At 59.6% G+C, this 15,122-nt stretch carries 11 protein-coding genes; 8 read left to right on the forward strand and 3 right to left on the reverse strand.

Annotated features, from left to right (window positions below):
* Positions 1-415: 415 nt before the first annotated feature.
* The 6 genes from Enr8_RS13255 to Enr8_RS13280 all read left to right on the forward strand — a co-directional run bounded on the left by Enr8_RS13255 (position 416) and on the right by Enr8_RS13280 (position 6,959).
* On the forward strand, positions 416-1,522 hold the full coding sequence (locus Enr8_RS13255) for a DUF1559 domain-containing protein (RefSeq protein WP_146433332.1): 1,107 nt from the start codon (positions 416-418) through the stop codon (positions 1,520-1,522).
* 309 nt (positions 1,523-1,831) lie between these two features.
* Positions 1,832-2,602: an imidazole glycerol phosphate synthase subunit HisF gene (gene hisF, locus Enr8_RS13260; protein WP_146432259.1), complete on the forward strand. Its 771-nt coding sequence runs from the start codon at positions 1,832-1,834 to the stop codon at positions 2,600-2,602.
* A gap of 23 nt (positions 2,603-2,625) precedes the next feature.
* The gene (locus Enr8_RS13265) at positions 2,626-3,771 is read left to right on the forward strand and encodes a type IV pilus twitching motility protein PilT (RefSeq protein WP_146432262.1); all 1,146 of its coding nucleotides are present in this window, start codon (positions 2,626-2,628) and stop codon (positions 3,769-3,771) included.
* Complete coding sequence (locus Enr8_RS13270) at positions 3,771-5,585, forward strand: ATPase, T2SS/T4P/T4SS family (RefSeq protein ID WP_146432264.1); 1,815 nt, start codon at positions 3,771-3,773, stop codon at positions 5,583-5,585. Before Enr8_RS13265 ends, Enr8_RS13270 begins: the two co-directional genes overlap by 1 nt.
* A 40-nt stretch (positions 5,586-5,625) precedes the next feature.
* Positions 5,626-6,213, forward strand: a complete 588-nt coding sequence (locus Enr8_RS13275; RefSeq protein WP_146432266.1) for a hypothetical protein — start codon at positions 5,626-5,628, stop codon at positions 6,211-6,213.
* A 35-nt stretch (positions 6,214-6,248) separates the two neighbouring features.
* The gene (locus Enr8_RS13280) at positions 6,249-6,959 is read left to right on the forward strand and encodes a DUF4190 domain-containing protein (RefSeq protein WP_146432268.1); all 711 of its coding nucleotides are present in this window, start codon (positions 6,249-6,251) and stop codon (positions 6,957-6,959) included.
* 131 nt (positions 6,960-7,090) lie between these two features.
* On the opposite strand, the gene Enr8_RS13285 is transcribed toward Enr8_RS13280, so the two are convergent.
* Positions 7,091-8,044, reverse strand: coding sequence for a sugar phosphate isomerase/epimerase family protein (locus tag Enr8_RS13285; protein WP_146432270.1), 954 nt, complete (start codon positions 8,042-8,044; stop codon positions 7,091-7,093).
* Positions 8,045-8,249: 205 nt separating this feature from the next.
* On the opposite strand from Enr8_RS13285, the gene Enr8_RS13290 reads away from it, so the two are divergent.
* Positions 8,250-9,059, forward strand: a complete 810-nt coding sequence (locus Enr8_RS13290) for a TerC family protein (protein ID WP_146432272.1) — start codon at positions 8,250-8,252, stop codon at positions 9,057-9,059.
* A 53-nt stretch (positions 9,060-9,112) separates the two neighbouring features.
* On the opposite strand, the gene trpC is transcribed toward Enr8_RS13290, so the two are convergent.
* Both trpC and purH read right to left on the reverse strand, forming a co-directional pair.
* Entirely contained in the window at positions 9,113-9,898 is a 786-nt protein-coding gene (trpC, locus tag Enr8_RS13295; protein WP_146432274.1) for an indole-3-glycerol phosphate synthase TrpC, read from the reverse strand.
* A gap of 22 nt (positions 9,899-9,920) precedes the next feature.
* On the reverse strand, positions 9,921-11,486 hold the full coding sequence (gene purH / locus Enr8_RS13300) for a bifunctional phosphoribosylaminoimidazolecarboxamide formyltransferase/IMP cyclohydrolase (RefSeq protein ID WP_146432276.1): 1,566 nt from the start codon (positions 11,484-11,486) through the stop codon (positions 9,921-9,923).
* Positions 11,487-11,851: 365 nt separating this feature from the next.
* Between purH and Enr8_RS13305 the strand changes: the two genes are divergently transcribed.
* Positions 11,852-15,091, forward strand: coding sequence for a DUF1553 domain-containing protein (locus tag Enr8_RS13305; protein WP_246120076.1), 3,240 nt, complete (start codon positions 11,852-11,854; stop codon positions 15,089-15,091).
* Positions 15,092-15,122 lie beyond the last annotated feature (31 nt).

Genomic DNA, 15,122 nt, shown 5'->3' on the forward strand with positions numbered 1-15,122 from the left:
GATCTCGACAACATGACAAAACCAAAGCTCGCGAGCGTCTAAAAACGCTCGCGAGCTTTTTTCGTGGAAACTCGGCTCCTTGGGCCTTAGCTGCCTGTTGAAAAATGCCCTCGTGGCATTTTTCAACCTCGCCAGGCTCAGAGCATAGCTCTTCGCGGCTCGCAAAATAATGACTTACGTCGCTATTTTGGGATCGCATCCCTGCGATCCAGCAGCCCGTTGAGAAAATCAACGGACTGTTAGCGCAGGGCCGGAACGGTAGTTCGCCTTTCAAGGAATTCCGAAGAATTGTGGTTCTCATGGGGTATTTTGATTGACCCGCTAGGTGGCCGCACTTTAGGCTGTGTTTGCTACCCGGTTACTAGAGATTGTATATCCGGAAATCACAACTTCTTTCTTTCCATTGGGAGGGGCAATGTCTATCGGTTTTTATCAGCGTCGTCGGGGATTTACGCTTGTTGAGCTGCTTGTGGTGATTGCGATCATCGGCGTTTTGATCGCACTGCTGCTGCCAGCCGTCCAGCAGGCCCGCGAAGCGGCGCGTCGCATTTCTTGCACAAACAATCTGAAGCAGCTTGGTATTGCTTGTCACACCTACGCCGACGCGTTCAAGGTGTTTCCTTCGGGGGCGGTCGATCCGGTGAACCGCACCTCGGACGCTGGTGTGGATAATGCTTGGAGTTGGAGCGCGTTGATCTTGCCGCAGATCGAGCAGGACAACCTGTACGACACGATGGGTGTGACATCGAACTCGCTCTCGATCGTTATTGACAACGCCAATCCAACGACCCCCACGACGGCCAGCGTTGCGCTAAAGAATGCCATGCAGGCGAAGTTAGACGCCTTTCGCTGTCCCAGCGACACGGCCGGGACGCTCCCTTCGTGTCGCGTCGTCAAATACAACGGCGCGACAGGGACCTGCCCCGCGTCGGGAACGACCTTGCGAGGCATTACCGCCATGCAGGCCAGTACGACGAACTACGTCGCCTGCGCCGGCATCTTTGATACGCAGATGCGTGCCAACAACGGTGTGATGTACGCCCACAGCAAAACCGGGTTCCAGGGGATGACCGACGGCGCCAGCAATACGTTTCTGGTGGGCGAGCGGGCCGAATACCAAGCGGTCGGCACGTGGATCGGTACCGGTTACGTTCGGGCTGGCGGCAATACGGCGACCTTTGTGACCGAGGAGTCGAGTTCGGCCAATTCGCTGGGAACAGTCGGCGTTCCGCCGAATTACAAACGTCAGGGGCAATCGGTCCCGGCAAGCGAGATCGCCTACAACACCTGGGCCGGCTTCAGCAGCAGTCATCCTGGCGGAACGCAGTTCGTGTTGGGGGACGGCGCCGTGAAGTTCATCTCCGAGACGATCGCCTTCAGCGTAGGTGCGACGGTCGTGTCGACGCCAATTAGTGGGTCTGGCACGTTTGACGGCTCGGTAACGTTGGGGACCGCCGCGCAGCTGGGGGTCTATCAGCGGCTGGGGATTCGCAACGATGGCCTAGTGATCGGCGAATATTAATCGACTGGCTTGGCTCTGGTGGGGCCAAGTAAGAGCGAAAAACGGGAAATCAAGCTCGCGGGCGTCGTATGGCGCCGGCGAGCTTTTTTTACGTCGTCCTGGTCGGGGGTGGGCTTCGGGCCGGTTGCTTGGCGAAAAGGAGGCCCGACCGGGGCAAAATAGGAAGAACGACGGCGAGACGACGCCTGGGTTAGTTGACCCTCTCCCTTGCCCGGCTTACAGTAGATTTGCACCTCTTCGGTCGTCAAACTTCTGCTGGCGACTGGCCGGAACTCCCGTTAACGCAACTATTTAACTCGAAAGTCGCCGATGCTGGCTCATCGTGTGATTCCTTGTCTCGACGTCGATCGCGGTCGCGTCGTGAAAGGAACCAATTTCGTCAACCTGCGCGATGCCGGCGACCCGGTGCAAGTCGCCTCGCGCTACGAGCAGGAAGGCGCCGACGAATTGGTCTTTCTCGACATCTGCGCCAGCCACGAAGAGCGGGCGATCATGTTGGATGTCGTCCAGCGCACCGCCGAGCAAGTCTTCATGCCGCTGACCGTGGGCGGCGGGATTCGCACGATCGAGGACATTCGCGCCTTGCTTAACGCCGGCAGCGACAAGGTCTCGATCAACTCGGCTGCCTGTAAGAATCCCGAATTCGTTCGCGAAGCGTCGCGACGGTTTGGCAGCCAATGCATCGTGGTCAACATCGACCCCAAACGCGTGAAGAAAGAGAACGGGGACGAGGTCTGGGAAGTGCACATCAACGGCGGCCGCACGCCGACCGGTTTGGAAGCGGTCTCGTGGGCCAAAACGGTCGAGGAGCTGGGCGCCGGCGAGATCGTGCTGACCAGCATGGACTGCGACGGCTCGAAGGATGGTTACGACATCGACGTAACGCGAGCCGTTAGCCAAGCGGTGGCGATTCCGGTAGTCGCCAGCGGCGGCGCTGGGAAGCCGGAGCACTTGGCCGATGCGATTCAACTGGGGAAAGCGGCCGCCGCCTTGGCGGCCAGCATTTTTCATTTCGGCGAGTACTCGATTTCAGAAACAAAGCGAATCATGGCCGAGCGCGGAGTCGCCGTGCGGATCTAGCGGACTAGTCGGAGAACGAACAGATGACGGAAGCGGCTGAACTAAAAGAAAAGTACCTGAAGAAGAAGGTAGAGCTGGAAGTCGACAAGATCTTCCGGGCTTGCGTCAAGCTGGAAGGCTCCGACTTGCACATGAAAGTCGGGCGTCCGCCGATCGTTCGAATTAACGGTACGCTGCGCGAATTGAACCGCGAGGCGATTGATGCGGAAGAAATGGTTCGTCTGCTGATCCCGCTGCTGGACGAACGGAATAAGAAAATCCTCGAAGAAAACGGAGGCGCCGACTTCGCGCATTCCATCGACGTCGATGGCGAGCGATGGCGTTTCCGCGTGAACATGCTGACGCAGCTGGGCAATCTCGGATTGGTCGCCCGTCGCATTAGCAACTGGATTCCGAACTTTGAAGGTTTGAATCTGCCGCCGGTGATGGAGTCGCTCTGCAAGTTCGACCAAGGGATGGTGCTGCTGGCGGGGGTGACCGGTTCTGGTAAGAGTACGACGATCGCGTCGATGCTCAATTGGATCAACCGCAACTACTCGAAGCATATTCTGACGCTTGAAGACCCGATCGAATTCGTCTACACCGAAGACAAGTGCCTGATTAATCAGCGCGAGATCGGTCAGGACGTGAAGAACTTTGAAATCGCGATGGGACACGCGGTTCGTGAAGATCCCGACATCATCCTCATCGGCGAAATGCGTGATCAGGAAACGTTCCTCACGGCGATTCACGCGGCGGAAACGGGCCACTTGGTGTTCGGTACGATTCACGCGTCGAGCGCCCCGAGCACCATCGGTCGTATTCTCGACTTGTTCCCCGAAGAAATGCATGGTTCGATTCGTAGCGCCATCGCGTTTAACATGCGGGGCATCGTCGCCCAAAAGCTGCTCAAGTCGATCAAGCCGGGCGTCGGTCGCGTGCCGACGGTCGAGATCATGACGCTGAGCCCGATGGTTCAGAAGTTGATTTTGGAAGGGAAGGACAGCAAGCTGCCCGATGCGATCCGCGTCGGCAAGGACGACGGCATGCAAGATTTCACGATGAGTCTGAAGGCGCTGATCGACGAAGAGTTGATCGACCGCGAGACTGCGTTCGCCGTCGCGCCGAATTTGGAAGCCTTGAAGATGTCGCTCAAGGGCATCAACGTTTCGCAACCTGGTATGGTCTAATGCTGCGCATCTCTTCGCTGATTCTTATCGCGGTCGTCCTGGCGACCGTTTTAACCGGCCCGCTCTACCTGCACGCACAGGAAGGGGAAGCGGCGCCCGCCGCAGCCGAGCCTGCCGCGGCGCAGCCGGCGGCCCAAGCCTCGACGCCGGCGCCCAAGCCCGACGGATTGCGCGTCAACGAGCCGGGCGAGTACGGCTTCGTCAACCCGCTGTTTTTGCTGATGTACTGGGCGCTATTCCTGTGCTGGGTCTATTCCACCACCTGGATTAGCCAAGACACCGAAGTGTTGAAGTTGCCCCAGGCAAGGTGGGTCTCATTGAACTTCTGGCCCTTCTTTCTGTTGTCCTGGGCGTTTGTCGCGCTGGTGCCGTTTTTTCTCGGCTTCCCCTTTGCGATCGCGCTGTATGCGGTGCCGTTGGGAATGTACGTCTCGAAGCGCAACGCGCTGGTCGACCCGCACCTGCGCGTCTTGACCCGCGATCATATTCGGTTCGTCATCTCGCGACTCAGCGGCGGTAAGATGGACGCCGAGCGGAAAGAGCCGTGGCAGATGGGCCCCCGCGTCGAGTTGATCGCGCAAGGCGCATCAGGCGAAACCAACAACGCCAATCTTTACAACGCCCGCAAGGCGTCGGACGCCTACGTCTGGGTCAAAGAATTGGTCGCCGAAGTGCACGAGCGCCGCGCTAACAAGATCTTGATGGACTACGGCAAAGATTCGGTGCAGATGAAGTACTTCATCGACGGCGTCTGGCATGCCGGCGAAGCCCGCGATCGCGAGTCGAGCGATCTGATGTTGGTGCTGATGAAGCTGATCGCCGCGCTCAAGCCGGAAGATCGTCGTTCTCGCCAGCAAGGAACTTTTGGCGCCAACTACGAGAACGCCAAGTACACCTGCAATATCTCCAGCCAAGGGGTTCCGACCGGTGAGCGAGTCCTGCTCGAGTTCTCCGGCAATGATCGGAAGCTGGCGACGCTGGTCGAGCTGGGGATGCGGGAGAAGCTGCTGGAAGACGTCAAAGAGGCGATGCTCGCTTCGCACGGGATGTTCATCTTTTCGGCGCGTCCCGAAGGCGGTCTGTCGACGCTTTTTTCGCTCGGTATCGGTTCGACCGATCGGCTGGTTCGCGACTTCGCCGGGTTAGAGAAGACGACCAGCAAAGAGCCGGAGATCTTGAACGTCGGCCTGGTCGAGTACGATCCGGCGAAAGAGACGCAAGAGACTCACTTGCCCAGCCTACTGCGGAAGCAGCCCGACGTGCTCGTGTTTCGCGAAATTGACAACGCGGTAGCGATGGAAGTGCTGCTGGAAAGAGCGGAAGAAAAGAACCTGGTCTTTACGTCGACTCGCGCCAAGGAAGCGGTCGAAGCGATCTTGCGGGTGATGGCGATCGGCGCCGAGCCGAAGGCGTTCGCCAAAGCGATCAGCGCCTCGCTCAACATGCGGCTGTGCCGCCGGTTGTGCGACAAGTGCCGCGAGCCGTTTCAGCCGACGCCGCAAATGCTGCAGAAGCTGGGCATTCCGGCGGGACGCGTCGATACGCTCTACCGCGCCGGCAAGCCAGATCCGGAAGATCCGAAGTCGATCTGCACCAAGTGCGGCGGTATTGGCTACTACGGCCGAGTCGGCATTTTCGAGTTTGTGAAAGTTGATGACCGCTTTCGCAAAGCGCTGATGAAGCAGCCACGACTAGAGACCTTGCGAGCCGCCGCCAAGCAGGCCGGCAATCGCACCATGCAGGAAGAAGGAATCTTGCTGGCGGTCAGCGGCGTGACGTCGCTGGAAGAAATTGGTCGCGCTCTTAAGGAATAAAGATTATCCAAAGCGAAACGCTTAGAAAGGCGATTGCGCCATGAATATGAATTTGCTCATGCTGGGCTTGCTCGAATTGATCGTCTTTTCGCTGACGTTCAATCAAGGATTTTGGACGTGCGCGTTGATGATGTTCAATATCACGTTCGCCGGAGTGATGGCGTTCAATTACGCCGCGCCACTGGCGAACCTGCTGATCGGTATGTATGAACCGCTCTACTACATGGCCGAGTTCATGTCCCTCTGGGTATTGTTCCTGATCTTTTTCGCGATCAGTCGGGCGGTTACCGACAAGCTGTCGCCGGTTCCGGTGCGGGTCGGCGGCGAGACGGGCGAGACCATTCTTAACTACGCGTTCAGCGTTTGGGTTTCGTGCATGTTCACCATCTGGGTCTGCTTTACCCTGGTTGTGGCGCCGATCGCGGCTGATGGCTTTCAAAGTATGATGTCGCCTGGCGCTGTTGCGCATACGGCCGCTTTTCGATTTGGTGGATGGTACGTTGCGGCGCCAGGGAAGTTGGGGATGGGGCTCTTGGGTAGACCGATCAGCATGACGGACTACATGAATTCGCGACTGGATCGTAGCAACGAGTTGAAAACCAAGAAGGGCGTGATGGATGTCCCCTAACGCCTCCTTATTCTTCGCCCTGTGTTGTTGATGCAATGAACGAATTCTCCTCATCAGAACTCGCCGCCGGAAACGAAGATCTCGTCAATTATCGCGAGCCGAGCCGCATGGCGATCGCCGCCCTTGTGTTGGGCGTCGCTTCGGTGCTCGCGCTCTTGAACCAGATTTTCTGGTTTGTGCCGATCGTCGGCGTGATCGTCGCCCTGGTCGCGCTGCGCGGTATCAGCAAGAGCGATCATCTGACCGGCAAGGGAATCGCCACGCTTGGCTTGTTTCTCTCTGGCGTGCTGGGCGCTGTCGGAGTTGCGAATAGTTTGATCGTCACTCAGGCGATCGAGGCCAATGCGACGCAGTTCGCCGAAGCGTGGCTCGAGTTGGCGGCGGAGAACCCGCAAGAGGCGCACCAACTGACGATCTCGGCCGGAGGTCGCGTGCCGCTCGACGGCAATCTGAACGTCTACTACAGCGAGAATCCGAAAGCGCTCGAAGAATACGGCATATACATGGAGAACGCCGCCGTCCAGTGGCTGCGTGATCACAAAGAGCCGAAGCCGAGCGTTCAATTCCTGCGGGTGGCGCAGATTCGCTATGACGATGGACGCCCCTATGCGACCTGCGTTTTTACGGTGACCAGCGGCGAAGCCCATCGCGACATCGCCGTTGAACTGGGCCGACTGGCCGGCCGCAAAGATAGCGGCCACGACTATGAGTGGTATGTCTCGAACATCCACTTCGCTAACGATTAGAGCGTTTTTCTGATCGCTGTAGCGTTTCTGGCGTTAGTGAGGCAAGCTGGTCAACGCCGACCAGCGCGGCCGCAACCAGCCAGAACGATACCGATGGAGGAAAACCGCTCTAGTCGTCGGGCGGGCGCCGTTTAGCCAAGCGCCGTTTCGACCGCCGTCTTCATCTTCGCCAGGCCTTCTTTGGCGACGTCCAGCGGTTCTCGTTTCCAGTACTTGGCGTTGAACAGTTCCAGCGAAAACGCCCCGCGGAATCCGCCGTTGTACAGGTCTTGGATGATCTGCGTCAGCGGAGCGACGCCGTCGCCAGGGAAGACGCGGTAGCTGTCGTTGATTTCGCTGCGGGGCGGATCGGCCGGATAGTCGTTCATGTGAAACACCGGCATCGCAGCGCCGTTGATCACGTTCAGGCCGTGGAAGTCGGAGCCCCCTTTGTAGATGTGATAGACGTCGGGCATGATGCACGACCGCGGGTGAGCCGCTTCGATCGCCACGCAGGCCACTTCCCCTAACCGGCTGAGGTTGGTCGAAAAGCCCCACAGTTCCAGCTCCGGCGTGATGCCGACTTCTTCTCCCACTTCGCAGAGCGCCCGGTAGCGTTCGGCCACCGTCAGCAGATCCAGCTTGGCGCCATTGGTTGCGCCGGCCGGCGGAGCGGCGATTCGCGTTCCGCCGATCGCTTTGACCAGCAACATGTCGCGCCGCGCGTCTTCCAGCCCCTTCTTGCGGGCAGCTTCGTCGTCCACGATCCACTGGGCGAAGCCGATGGCGCTTTCGACCTGCATCCCGTGATCGGCGATCCGCTTGCGGAGATCTTCCAGGCTGCCGCCGGCTTCCTGGTACGCTGAGATCTTGTTGATCCAGGGCTCAACGCCGCTGTAGCCCGCCTTGGCGGCGATTTCGATCTCCTGATCGAGCGGCAATTTCTGACCGCGAATCGTCGACATGTTCAGGCAATAGCGGATGCCGTGCTTGTCGGCCTTCGGCGTTTCGGCGGCGCGACTGCTCGCCGCACCGCCCAGCCAGACGCCGGCGCCAGCCAGGCCAGCCAAACGAAGTGCGTCGCGTCGATCGAGGGGGTGAAACATGGCAGGCGATTCCAAGGTGTGCGGGAAAAGAGGAAGTAGTTGATCTATTCTGAACCGCCGCCACGCAGATTTCAACGCGGGCGTTGCACGTATGCGCAGCATCGCGACTCGGCTATGATACTCGGCGGCGAGCGAGTCCAAGATCGCCTCCCGGACGACGAATACCCGCTGATACGCAACTTCGCCTCGATAGGATCACCGCTTGATGGACGCTTGGATCGAAGCCCTGATCGCCCTGGTTACGCTGACGTCGCTCGAAATCGTCTTAGGGATCGATAACATCGTGTTCATCGCCATTATTTCAGGGCGATTGCCAGAGGAGCAGCGGCCCAAGGCCCGCAAGTTGGGACTGTTGGCGGCGCTAGTGATGCGGATCTTGCTATTGCTGACGATCTCGCTCGTGATGAAAGCGACGTTCCCGTTGTTCAGTTGGACCGATCTTGGGATTCAGCTCAACTATCTGACCGAGCATGAAGAGCTGAATCACGTCTCGATCAAGGATTTGATTCTCTTCTTCGGCGGGTTGTTCTTGATCTGGAAGAGCGTTCGCGAGATTCATGAAAAGCTGGAGCACGAGCCGCACGAAGAGTCGGACGAGCCGAAAGCGGCGATTACCTTCAGCGGGGTGATCACGCAGATCGTGCTGCTCGATATCATCTTTTCGCTCGACTCGGTCATCACGGCGGTCGGGATGGTGAAAGGAGACATTGGAGGCGTCATCCCCGGCATCTACGTGATGATCGCGGCCGTGATTATCGCGGTCGGCGTGATGATCGCCTTCGCTAATCCGATCTCGAATTTTGTTGAGCGGCACCCGACGCTGAAGATGCTGGCCCTCAGCTTCTTAATCTTGATCGGCGTAATGCTGGTCGCCGAAGGAACCGGCGCCCACTTTGATAAGGGCTACGTCTACTTCGCGATGGCCTTCGCGCTGATCGTGGAGATGCTCAACCTGCGGGTGAAAGCGGTGTCGAAGAAGAAAGCCGCGCTGAAGAAAGAAGCGGCCGAGCAGTAGGGGACCATGGTTAGCCCCGACAGCGGAGCTGTCGCGGCTAACCGGGGTGGGGGCTAGTTCGTCCCCAGCAGCGTCTTTACCGCCACTTCGATATCCTGCTGCCGCATCAGGCTCTCGCCGACCAAGATCGCGTTGACGCCGCCGCTGGCCAGCATCTGCACGTCGTCGTTGGTAAAGATTCCGCTTTCGCCGACCAGCAGTTTGTCGGCAGGGATTTGCTGGCGCAGACGAACCGTGTGGTGCAGGTCGACCTCAAAGGTCCGCAGGTCGCGGTTGTTGACGCCGATCAGTTTGGCGCCCGAGGCCAGCACGCGGGTGACGTTCTCCGGCTCGTACAGCTCGACCAGGGCGGTCATGCCCAGCTCGTGAGCGCCGTCGAGCAGCGTCTTCAGCGCTTCGTCATCCAGGCATTCCGCGATCAGCAAGACGGCGTCGGCGCCGGCGATGCGGGATGCGAGCAGTTGATACGGATCAAGGATGAAATCCTTCCGCAGGACCGGGATGTCGACGGCCTGGCGAATGTCGCGGAGATAGTCGAGCGAGCCTTGAAAGTAGATTTCGTCGGTCAGGCAGCTGATGCAAGTCGCGCCGGCCGCTTGATAGGCGAGCGCGATTTCGACCGGGTTGAAGTCTTCGCGGATGAGCCCCTTCGAGGGACTCGCCTTTTTGACTTCGGCGATCAGTTTGATCGGGCCTTCCGCGGTCAACGCCGCAAAGAAGTCGCGCACCGGCGGCGCCTGGTCGAGCAGGCCGGTGAGCATCTCCTCTGGATATTGAGCCTTGGCGATGTCGATCTCTTCTCGTTTGGTCGCGACGATCTTTTCGAGGATGGTCGACACGGCGTGGGATCCCTGTAGCGGCTTAGTGGCGGAAGTGACGGCGGCTGGTGAAGATCATCGGCAGGCCATGCTCGTTGCAGGCGTCGATCACTTCCTGGTCACGCTTTGATCCGCCCGGCTGAATCAGCGCGGCGACGCCGGCTTTGGCGGCTTCGTGGATCGAGTCGGGGAACGGGAAGAACGCGTCGCTGGCCAGCACGCTGCCGGGGCCACGCTGGCCCGCCTTCTTGATCGCGATTTCGACCGAATCGACGCGGCTCATCTGGCCAGCGCCGGCGCCAACCAGCGCACGATCCTTGCAGAGCACGATCGCGTTCGACTTCACAAAGCGACAGACCGCCCAGGCGAACTTCAATTCGGCCATCAGTTCGGACGCGACCTTGGCTTCGGTCACGACCGACCATTCCGCTTCCGGATCGTCGCCAATGTCGGTTCCTTGAACCAGCAGGCCCCCTTCAATCCAGCGAGTCTGGAAGGCGGGGCGATTGTCGGTAAATTCGCCCACCTGCATCAGGCGGACGTTCGCCTTCCATTTCGGCTTGGTGGTCAAGATCTCGACCGCTTCGGCCGAAAAGCTGGGGGCGGCGATCGCTTCGACAAACAGGCCCGGCGTGGCGAGATACTCGGCCGCCGCCGCATCGACCGGTTGGTTGAAGCCCAGCACGCTGCCGAACGCACTGACCGGATCCCCTTCCATCGCTTTGCGGCATGCGTCGGCGATATTGTCGCTCGAGGCGGCGCCGCACGGGTTGTTGTGTTTTACCACGCTGACGCCGCAGTCGGGCAAACCGCGGGCGATCGCCAGGGCGCTGTCGAGGTCGAGCAGGTTGTTGTATGACAGCTCTTTGCCGTTCAGCTTGCGGGCCGTCACCAGGTTGGCGCCGACTTCTCGCGGGTTGCTGTAGACCGCCGCTTGTTGGTGCGGGTTCTCGCCGTAACGCAAAATCTCTTCCCGCTTCAGCGAGAGATTCATCGTCGCGGGGAACGCTTCCGGAGCCAGCTGCGAGGCGAAGTAATCCGAGATCGCCCGGTCATAGGCGGCGGTATGCGAGAACGCTTCGGCGGCAAGCTTCTGGCGAAGCTCGAACGTCGTGCTGCCGTTTTCGTCGATTTGCGCCAGGATCTCGGCGTATTGCTCCGGACGCGAGGCGATCGCCGTGAACGCATGGTTCTTGGCCGCCGCTCGGACTAGGCTCGGCCCGCCGATGTCGATCTGTTCGATCGCTTCGGCCATCGTGACGCCCGACTTGGCGATGGTCGCCTCGAACGGGTAGAGATTCACCACGACCAGCGGAAAGGCTTCGATCCGGTGTTGGTCGATGGCCCGCATGTCGTCGTCGCGATCGTGTCGGCACAGGATGCCGCCGAAGATTTTCGGGTGGAGGGTCTTCAGGCGACCATCCATCATTTCCGGAAATCCGGTGTATTCGGAAACGTCGCGGACGGCGATTCCTTCCGCGTCGAGATGGTTACGGGTGCCGCCGGTCGAGTAGATCGTAACGCCGTGGGCAGTCAGGCCCCGGGCGAAATCGACCAGCCCCAGCTTGTTGCTGACGCTGATAATGGCGTTCTTGATCGGAGGATTCAACGTTCCAGAGCTCCCTGCTCGATTACGGAAGAGGTATACCAATTCGCCTTTTTACGGCCTTGCCCGGTCTAGGGTCAACCACCCGATGCTAGCGATCGAGGGGGACAAAAAAACTGCGATTTTTCTGAAGCGAATTTTCCTTGGTCAAGCGAAACGATATTTGTTAGAATTGAGATCCATCGCCAATACGGTGATGCCCACCTTTACCACCCGCCTAAGTCCCGAATCTGACCATCAAGGCAGGAATTATGCCGTTTAGAAGCTGTTTCTCCCTCCTTGTGACTGCCGTTTGCATCCTAGCTTTAGGATCCACCGATAGTCGGGGAGCGACCTACCGAGAGCTGATTGAGACCGACAGCCCGGTTTTGTATCTGTCATTCGACGCCGACGATTTGGCGAAGATTCAGAACGAAGCGCCGCAAGGGCCGAAATTTTCGGCTGCCGAACATGGTCCGGTCAAGCTGACCCTGGGCGCCGCCGCGCCCCAGTATCCGCTGTTTGACGTCGACAACCGAGCGCTCGAGTTGCCGAAGACGCCCGCGCGGATGGTGATCGATGATCCAGGCGCCGAGAGCCCGCTCGACTTCGCCGCCGGCGACCCAATCACGATCGAAGCGTGGGTCTCTCCGCAGCATCGCGCCGGCAGCTATATCTATATCATTGGCAAGGGGCGGACCCATCGCGCCGGTTTTTCGCCCGACAATCAAAACTGGTCGCTGCGTCTGTGCGGCAATAGCTCGGTTGGCATCAGTTTCTTGTATCGCGACGCCGACAACGCCAATTATCACCGCTGGGACAGCGAGCAGGTGATTGCCGTCGGCGATGGTTGGCATCATGTCGCCGTGACGTATGTCTTTGGCGAGAAGGGTTCGCTCAAGGGTTTCATCGACGGCAAGCCGGTCAAAGGCAAATGGGACATGGGCGGCGACACCGGCGCCGCGCCGATGGTCGACGACGATCAGGTTTGGATCGGTTCGGCGATGGGCGGTTCGCCTGGCAGCACGTTCCATGGCCAGATTGACGAAGTCGCGCTCTACCGCAGCGTCCTCTCGAACGAAGCGATCAAGAAGCGTTTCCGCTACGAGGCGCCGAAGCCGACCTTCGACGTGACGCAACTGCCAGCGGATGCCGTTCGCGTCGAGTTGTACGAAGGGGTGCCGAATCGCAAGTCGTGGGACTTCCGCCAGCCTCGTTTCATCGAAGCGTATGAGATTCCGGCCTTCGCCTTCCTCGACGCTCGCCAAAAGTACAACGGCAACGGCGTTCGCATCGACCGCCCCAATCCGTATCTGTTGCGTGCGGCTGGTCGCGTGACGCTGCCCAAAGGCGAGCATCGGATGTTGACCCGCTCGCGGAACTCGGCCCGCGTCTACATCGACGGCGAACTGCAGGTTACCACGCCGTTTCACAACATCAGCAGTTCGGCCCACGGTTCGGTGGTCGATCCGGATCGTTCGCTGGCCCCCAACATTCGCCCGCTGCAGCGTGGCGATCAAGAGAAAGTGATCACGATCGAAGGTGACGGCCAAGAGCATATCGTCGCGTTCGAGATGATCGTTGGCGGCGGCAATCGTCGTCAGACGTTTGGCGAATCGTCGGTCAGCATCGCCACGCCGGAAGGAGACTTCCATCTCCTCTCGCCGCGGGATGAGTTTCAGATCGCGATCACCGATGAGACCTGGCTGCCGTTCGCCGCGGATCAGCGTCAAATGTACCGCGATCTCGATTTTCGTCGCCGCGCCGAGATCGACGAAGCGCGACCCTACTGGGAAAAACGTCACACCTACGCGAAAAAATATGTGGCCGGGCTCGAGCCGGTCGAAGTTCCTTCGGTCGCTGAATTGGCCGATCCGTATCAACAAACCGCGAAGATCGACATCGATCGCTTCTTGAACGTGCAGCTGGCCGACGCTGGCGAAGAGCCGACGGCGCCGATCAGCGACCTCGCATTTTTACGGCGGTTGTCGCTGGACGTCATCGGTCAGATTCCGACGCCCGAACTGATCGCTCAATACCAGAAGCAGCCTGCCGGCGAGCGCCGCACCTGGGCGATTAATCGTCTGCTGGCTGACCAAGGCTGGGCTGATCACTGGGTGGGATATTGGCAAGACGCGCTGGCCGAAAACCCGAATCTGGTGAATCCGACGCTCAACAACACCGGCCCGTTCCGCTGGTACCTGTACGAAGCGTTCCTCGACAACAAGCCGTTCGATCGCATGGTGACCGAACTGGTGATGATGGAAGGGAGCACGCGTTTGGGCGGGGCGGCTGGTTTCGGCATCGCTTCGCAAAATGACTCGCCGATGGCGGCCAAGGCGTTTGTGCTTGGTCAGGCGTTCCTCGGCGTGCAGATGAAGTGCGCCCGCTGCCATGACGCGCCGTATCACGATATCGCTCAGGCCGACCTGTTCGGCATGGGGGCGATGCTCAATCGGAGCCAGATTTCGGTTCCCAAGTCGAGCACCGTGCCCGGCGGCGGTCGTGAAGGAATCGTCAAGTCAATGCTAAAGCCGGGGCAGAAGATCACGCCCCATTGGGCCTTCGAGCAACTGACGGCCGATCCCGACGACGCTTACTTGAATGACGCCGACGATTCGCGCGAGCAATTGGCGCTGTTGATGACCGCGCCCGAAAACTCTCGCTTCGCCCAGGTGATCGTCAACCGCGTCTGGAAGCGGCTGATGGGAGTCGGCTTTGTCGAGATGGTCGACGACTGGGAAACCGCCGATCCGAGCCACCCAGAACTGTTGGAATATCTGGCCCGCGACTTTGTCGCCAATGGCTACGACTTGAAGCATCTGGCGCGACAGATCGTCTCGTCCGACGCCTATCAGCGGACTTCGATCGAGCCGTCGCCGTTTGGCTTCGATTTCGCCGGTCCGGCGACTCGCCGGATGACGGCCGAGCAGATCGTCGACTCGTTGTTCGTCGCCTGTGAGAAGCCGCTCGACGCAGGCCCGCTGAACATCGACCTCGACGGCTCGCGATCTAGCAGCAATTCGACCGACTTCGGCGTCCCGACTCGCGCCTGGGAGTTCATTTCGCTCTCCAACGAGCGCGATCGTCCGAGTCTGGCCAAGCCGTTCGCGGCGCCGTTTGTGGCGACGATGGAATCGTTCGGTTGGACCGGCGCTCGCCAAAATCCGATCGCCCAGCGTGAGAAAGAGCCGAACGTGTTGCAGCCGGCGATTTTGGCCAACGGTGAATTGGGCGAACGTTTTACGCGTCTCAGCGACGATAGCGTCTTTACCGAGATGGCCCTGGAAGACGTCAAGCTGGATGATCTAACGCGTCGCCTGTTCATGCGAGTGCTAACCCGCGAGCCGGACGCCGAAGAATTGGCGATCTTCCGCGAGCTCCTCTCGCCGGGCTACGAATCCCGTCGCGTTGACGCTCTGATCGTCAAGCGTCCGCCGTTGCCGCGCGGGCTGGTCTCGTGGACCAACCACTTGGATCCTCGCGCCAACGAAATCGTCGTCGAACTGGAGCACGTCGTGCGGAAAGGCGATTTGCCGACGCAGCGACTGACTCCTGAGTGGCGAACTCGGATGGAAGACGCGCTCTGGGCGCTGTTGAATACGCCGGAATTCGTCTTCGTCCCGTAACACGCCGCTGACCCCATTTGCAATTCACCAA

The sequence above is a fragment of the Blastopirellula retiformator genome (assembly GCF_007859755.1).
Classification (GTDB): domain Bacteria; phylum Planctomycetota; class Planctomycetia; order Pirellulales; family Pirellulaceae; genus Blastopirellula; species Blastopirellula retiformator.

Excerpts from the sequence above, each read along its gene's own strand:
- Enr8_RS13255 (WP_146433332.1), top strand. The coding sequence starts at position 416 with ATGTCTATCGGTTTTTATCAGCGTCGTCGGGGATTTACGCTTGTTGAG.
- hisF (WP_146432259.1), top strand. The coding sequence starts at position 1,832 with ATGCTGGCTCATCGTGTGATTCCTTGTCTCGACGTCGATCGCGGTCGC.
- Enr8_RS13265 (WP_146432262.1), top strand. The coding sequence starts at position 2,626 with ATGACGGAAGCGGCTGAACTAAAAGAAAAGTACCTGAAGAAGAAGGTA.
- Enr8_RS13270 (WP_146432264.1), top strand. The coding sequence starts at position 3,771 with ATGCTGCGCATCTCTTCGCTGATTCTTATCGCGGTCGTCCTGGCGACC.
- Enr8_RS13275 (WP_146432266.1), top strand. The coding sequence starts at position 5,626 with ATGAATATGAATTTGCTCATGCTGGGCTTGCTCGAATTGATCGTCTTT.
- Enr8_RS13280 (WP_146432268.1), top strand. The coding sequence starts at position 6,249 with ATGAACGAATTCTCCTCATCAGAACTCGCCGCCGGAAACGAAGATCTC.
- Enr8_RS13285 (WP_146432270.1), bottom strand. The coding sequence starts at position 8,044 with ATGTTTCACCCCCTCGATCGACGCGACGCACTTCGTTTGGCTGGCCTG.
- Enr8_RS13290 (WP_146432272.1), top strand. The coding sequence starts at position 8,250 with ATGGACGCTTGGATCGAAGCCCTGATCGCCCTGGTTACGCTGACGTCG.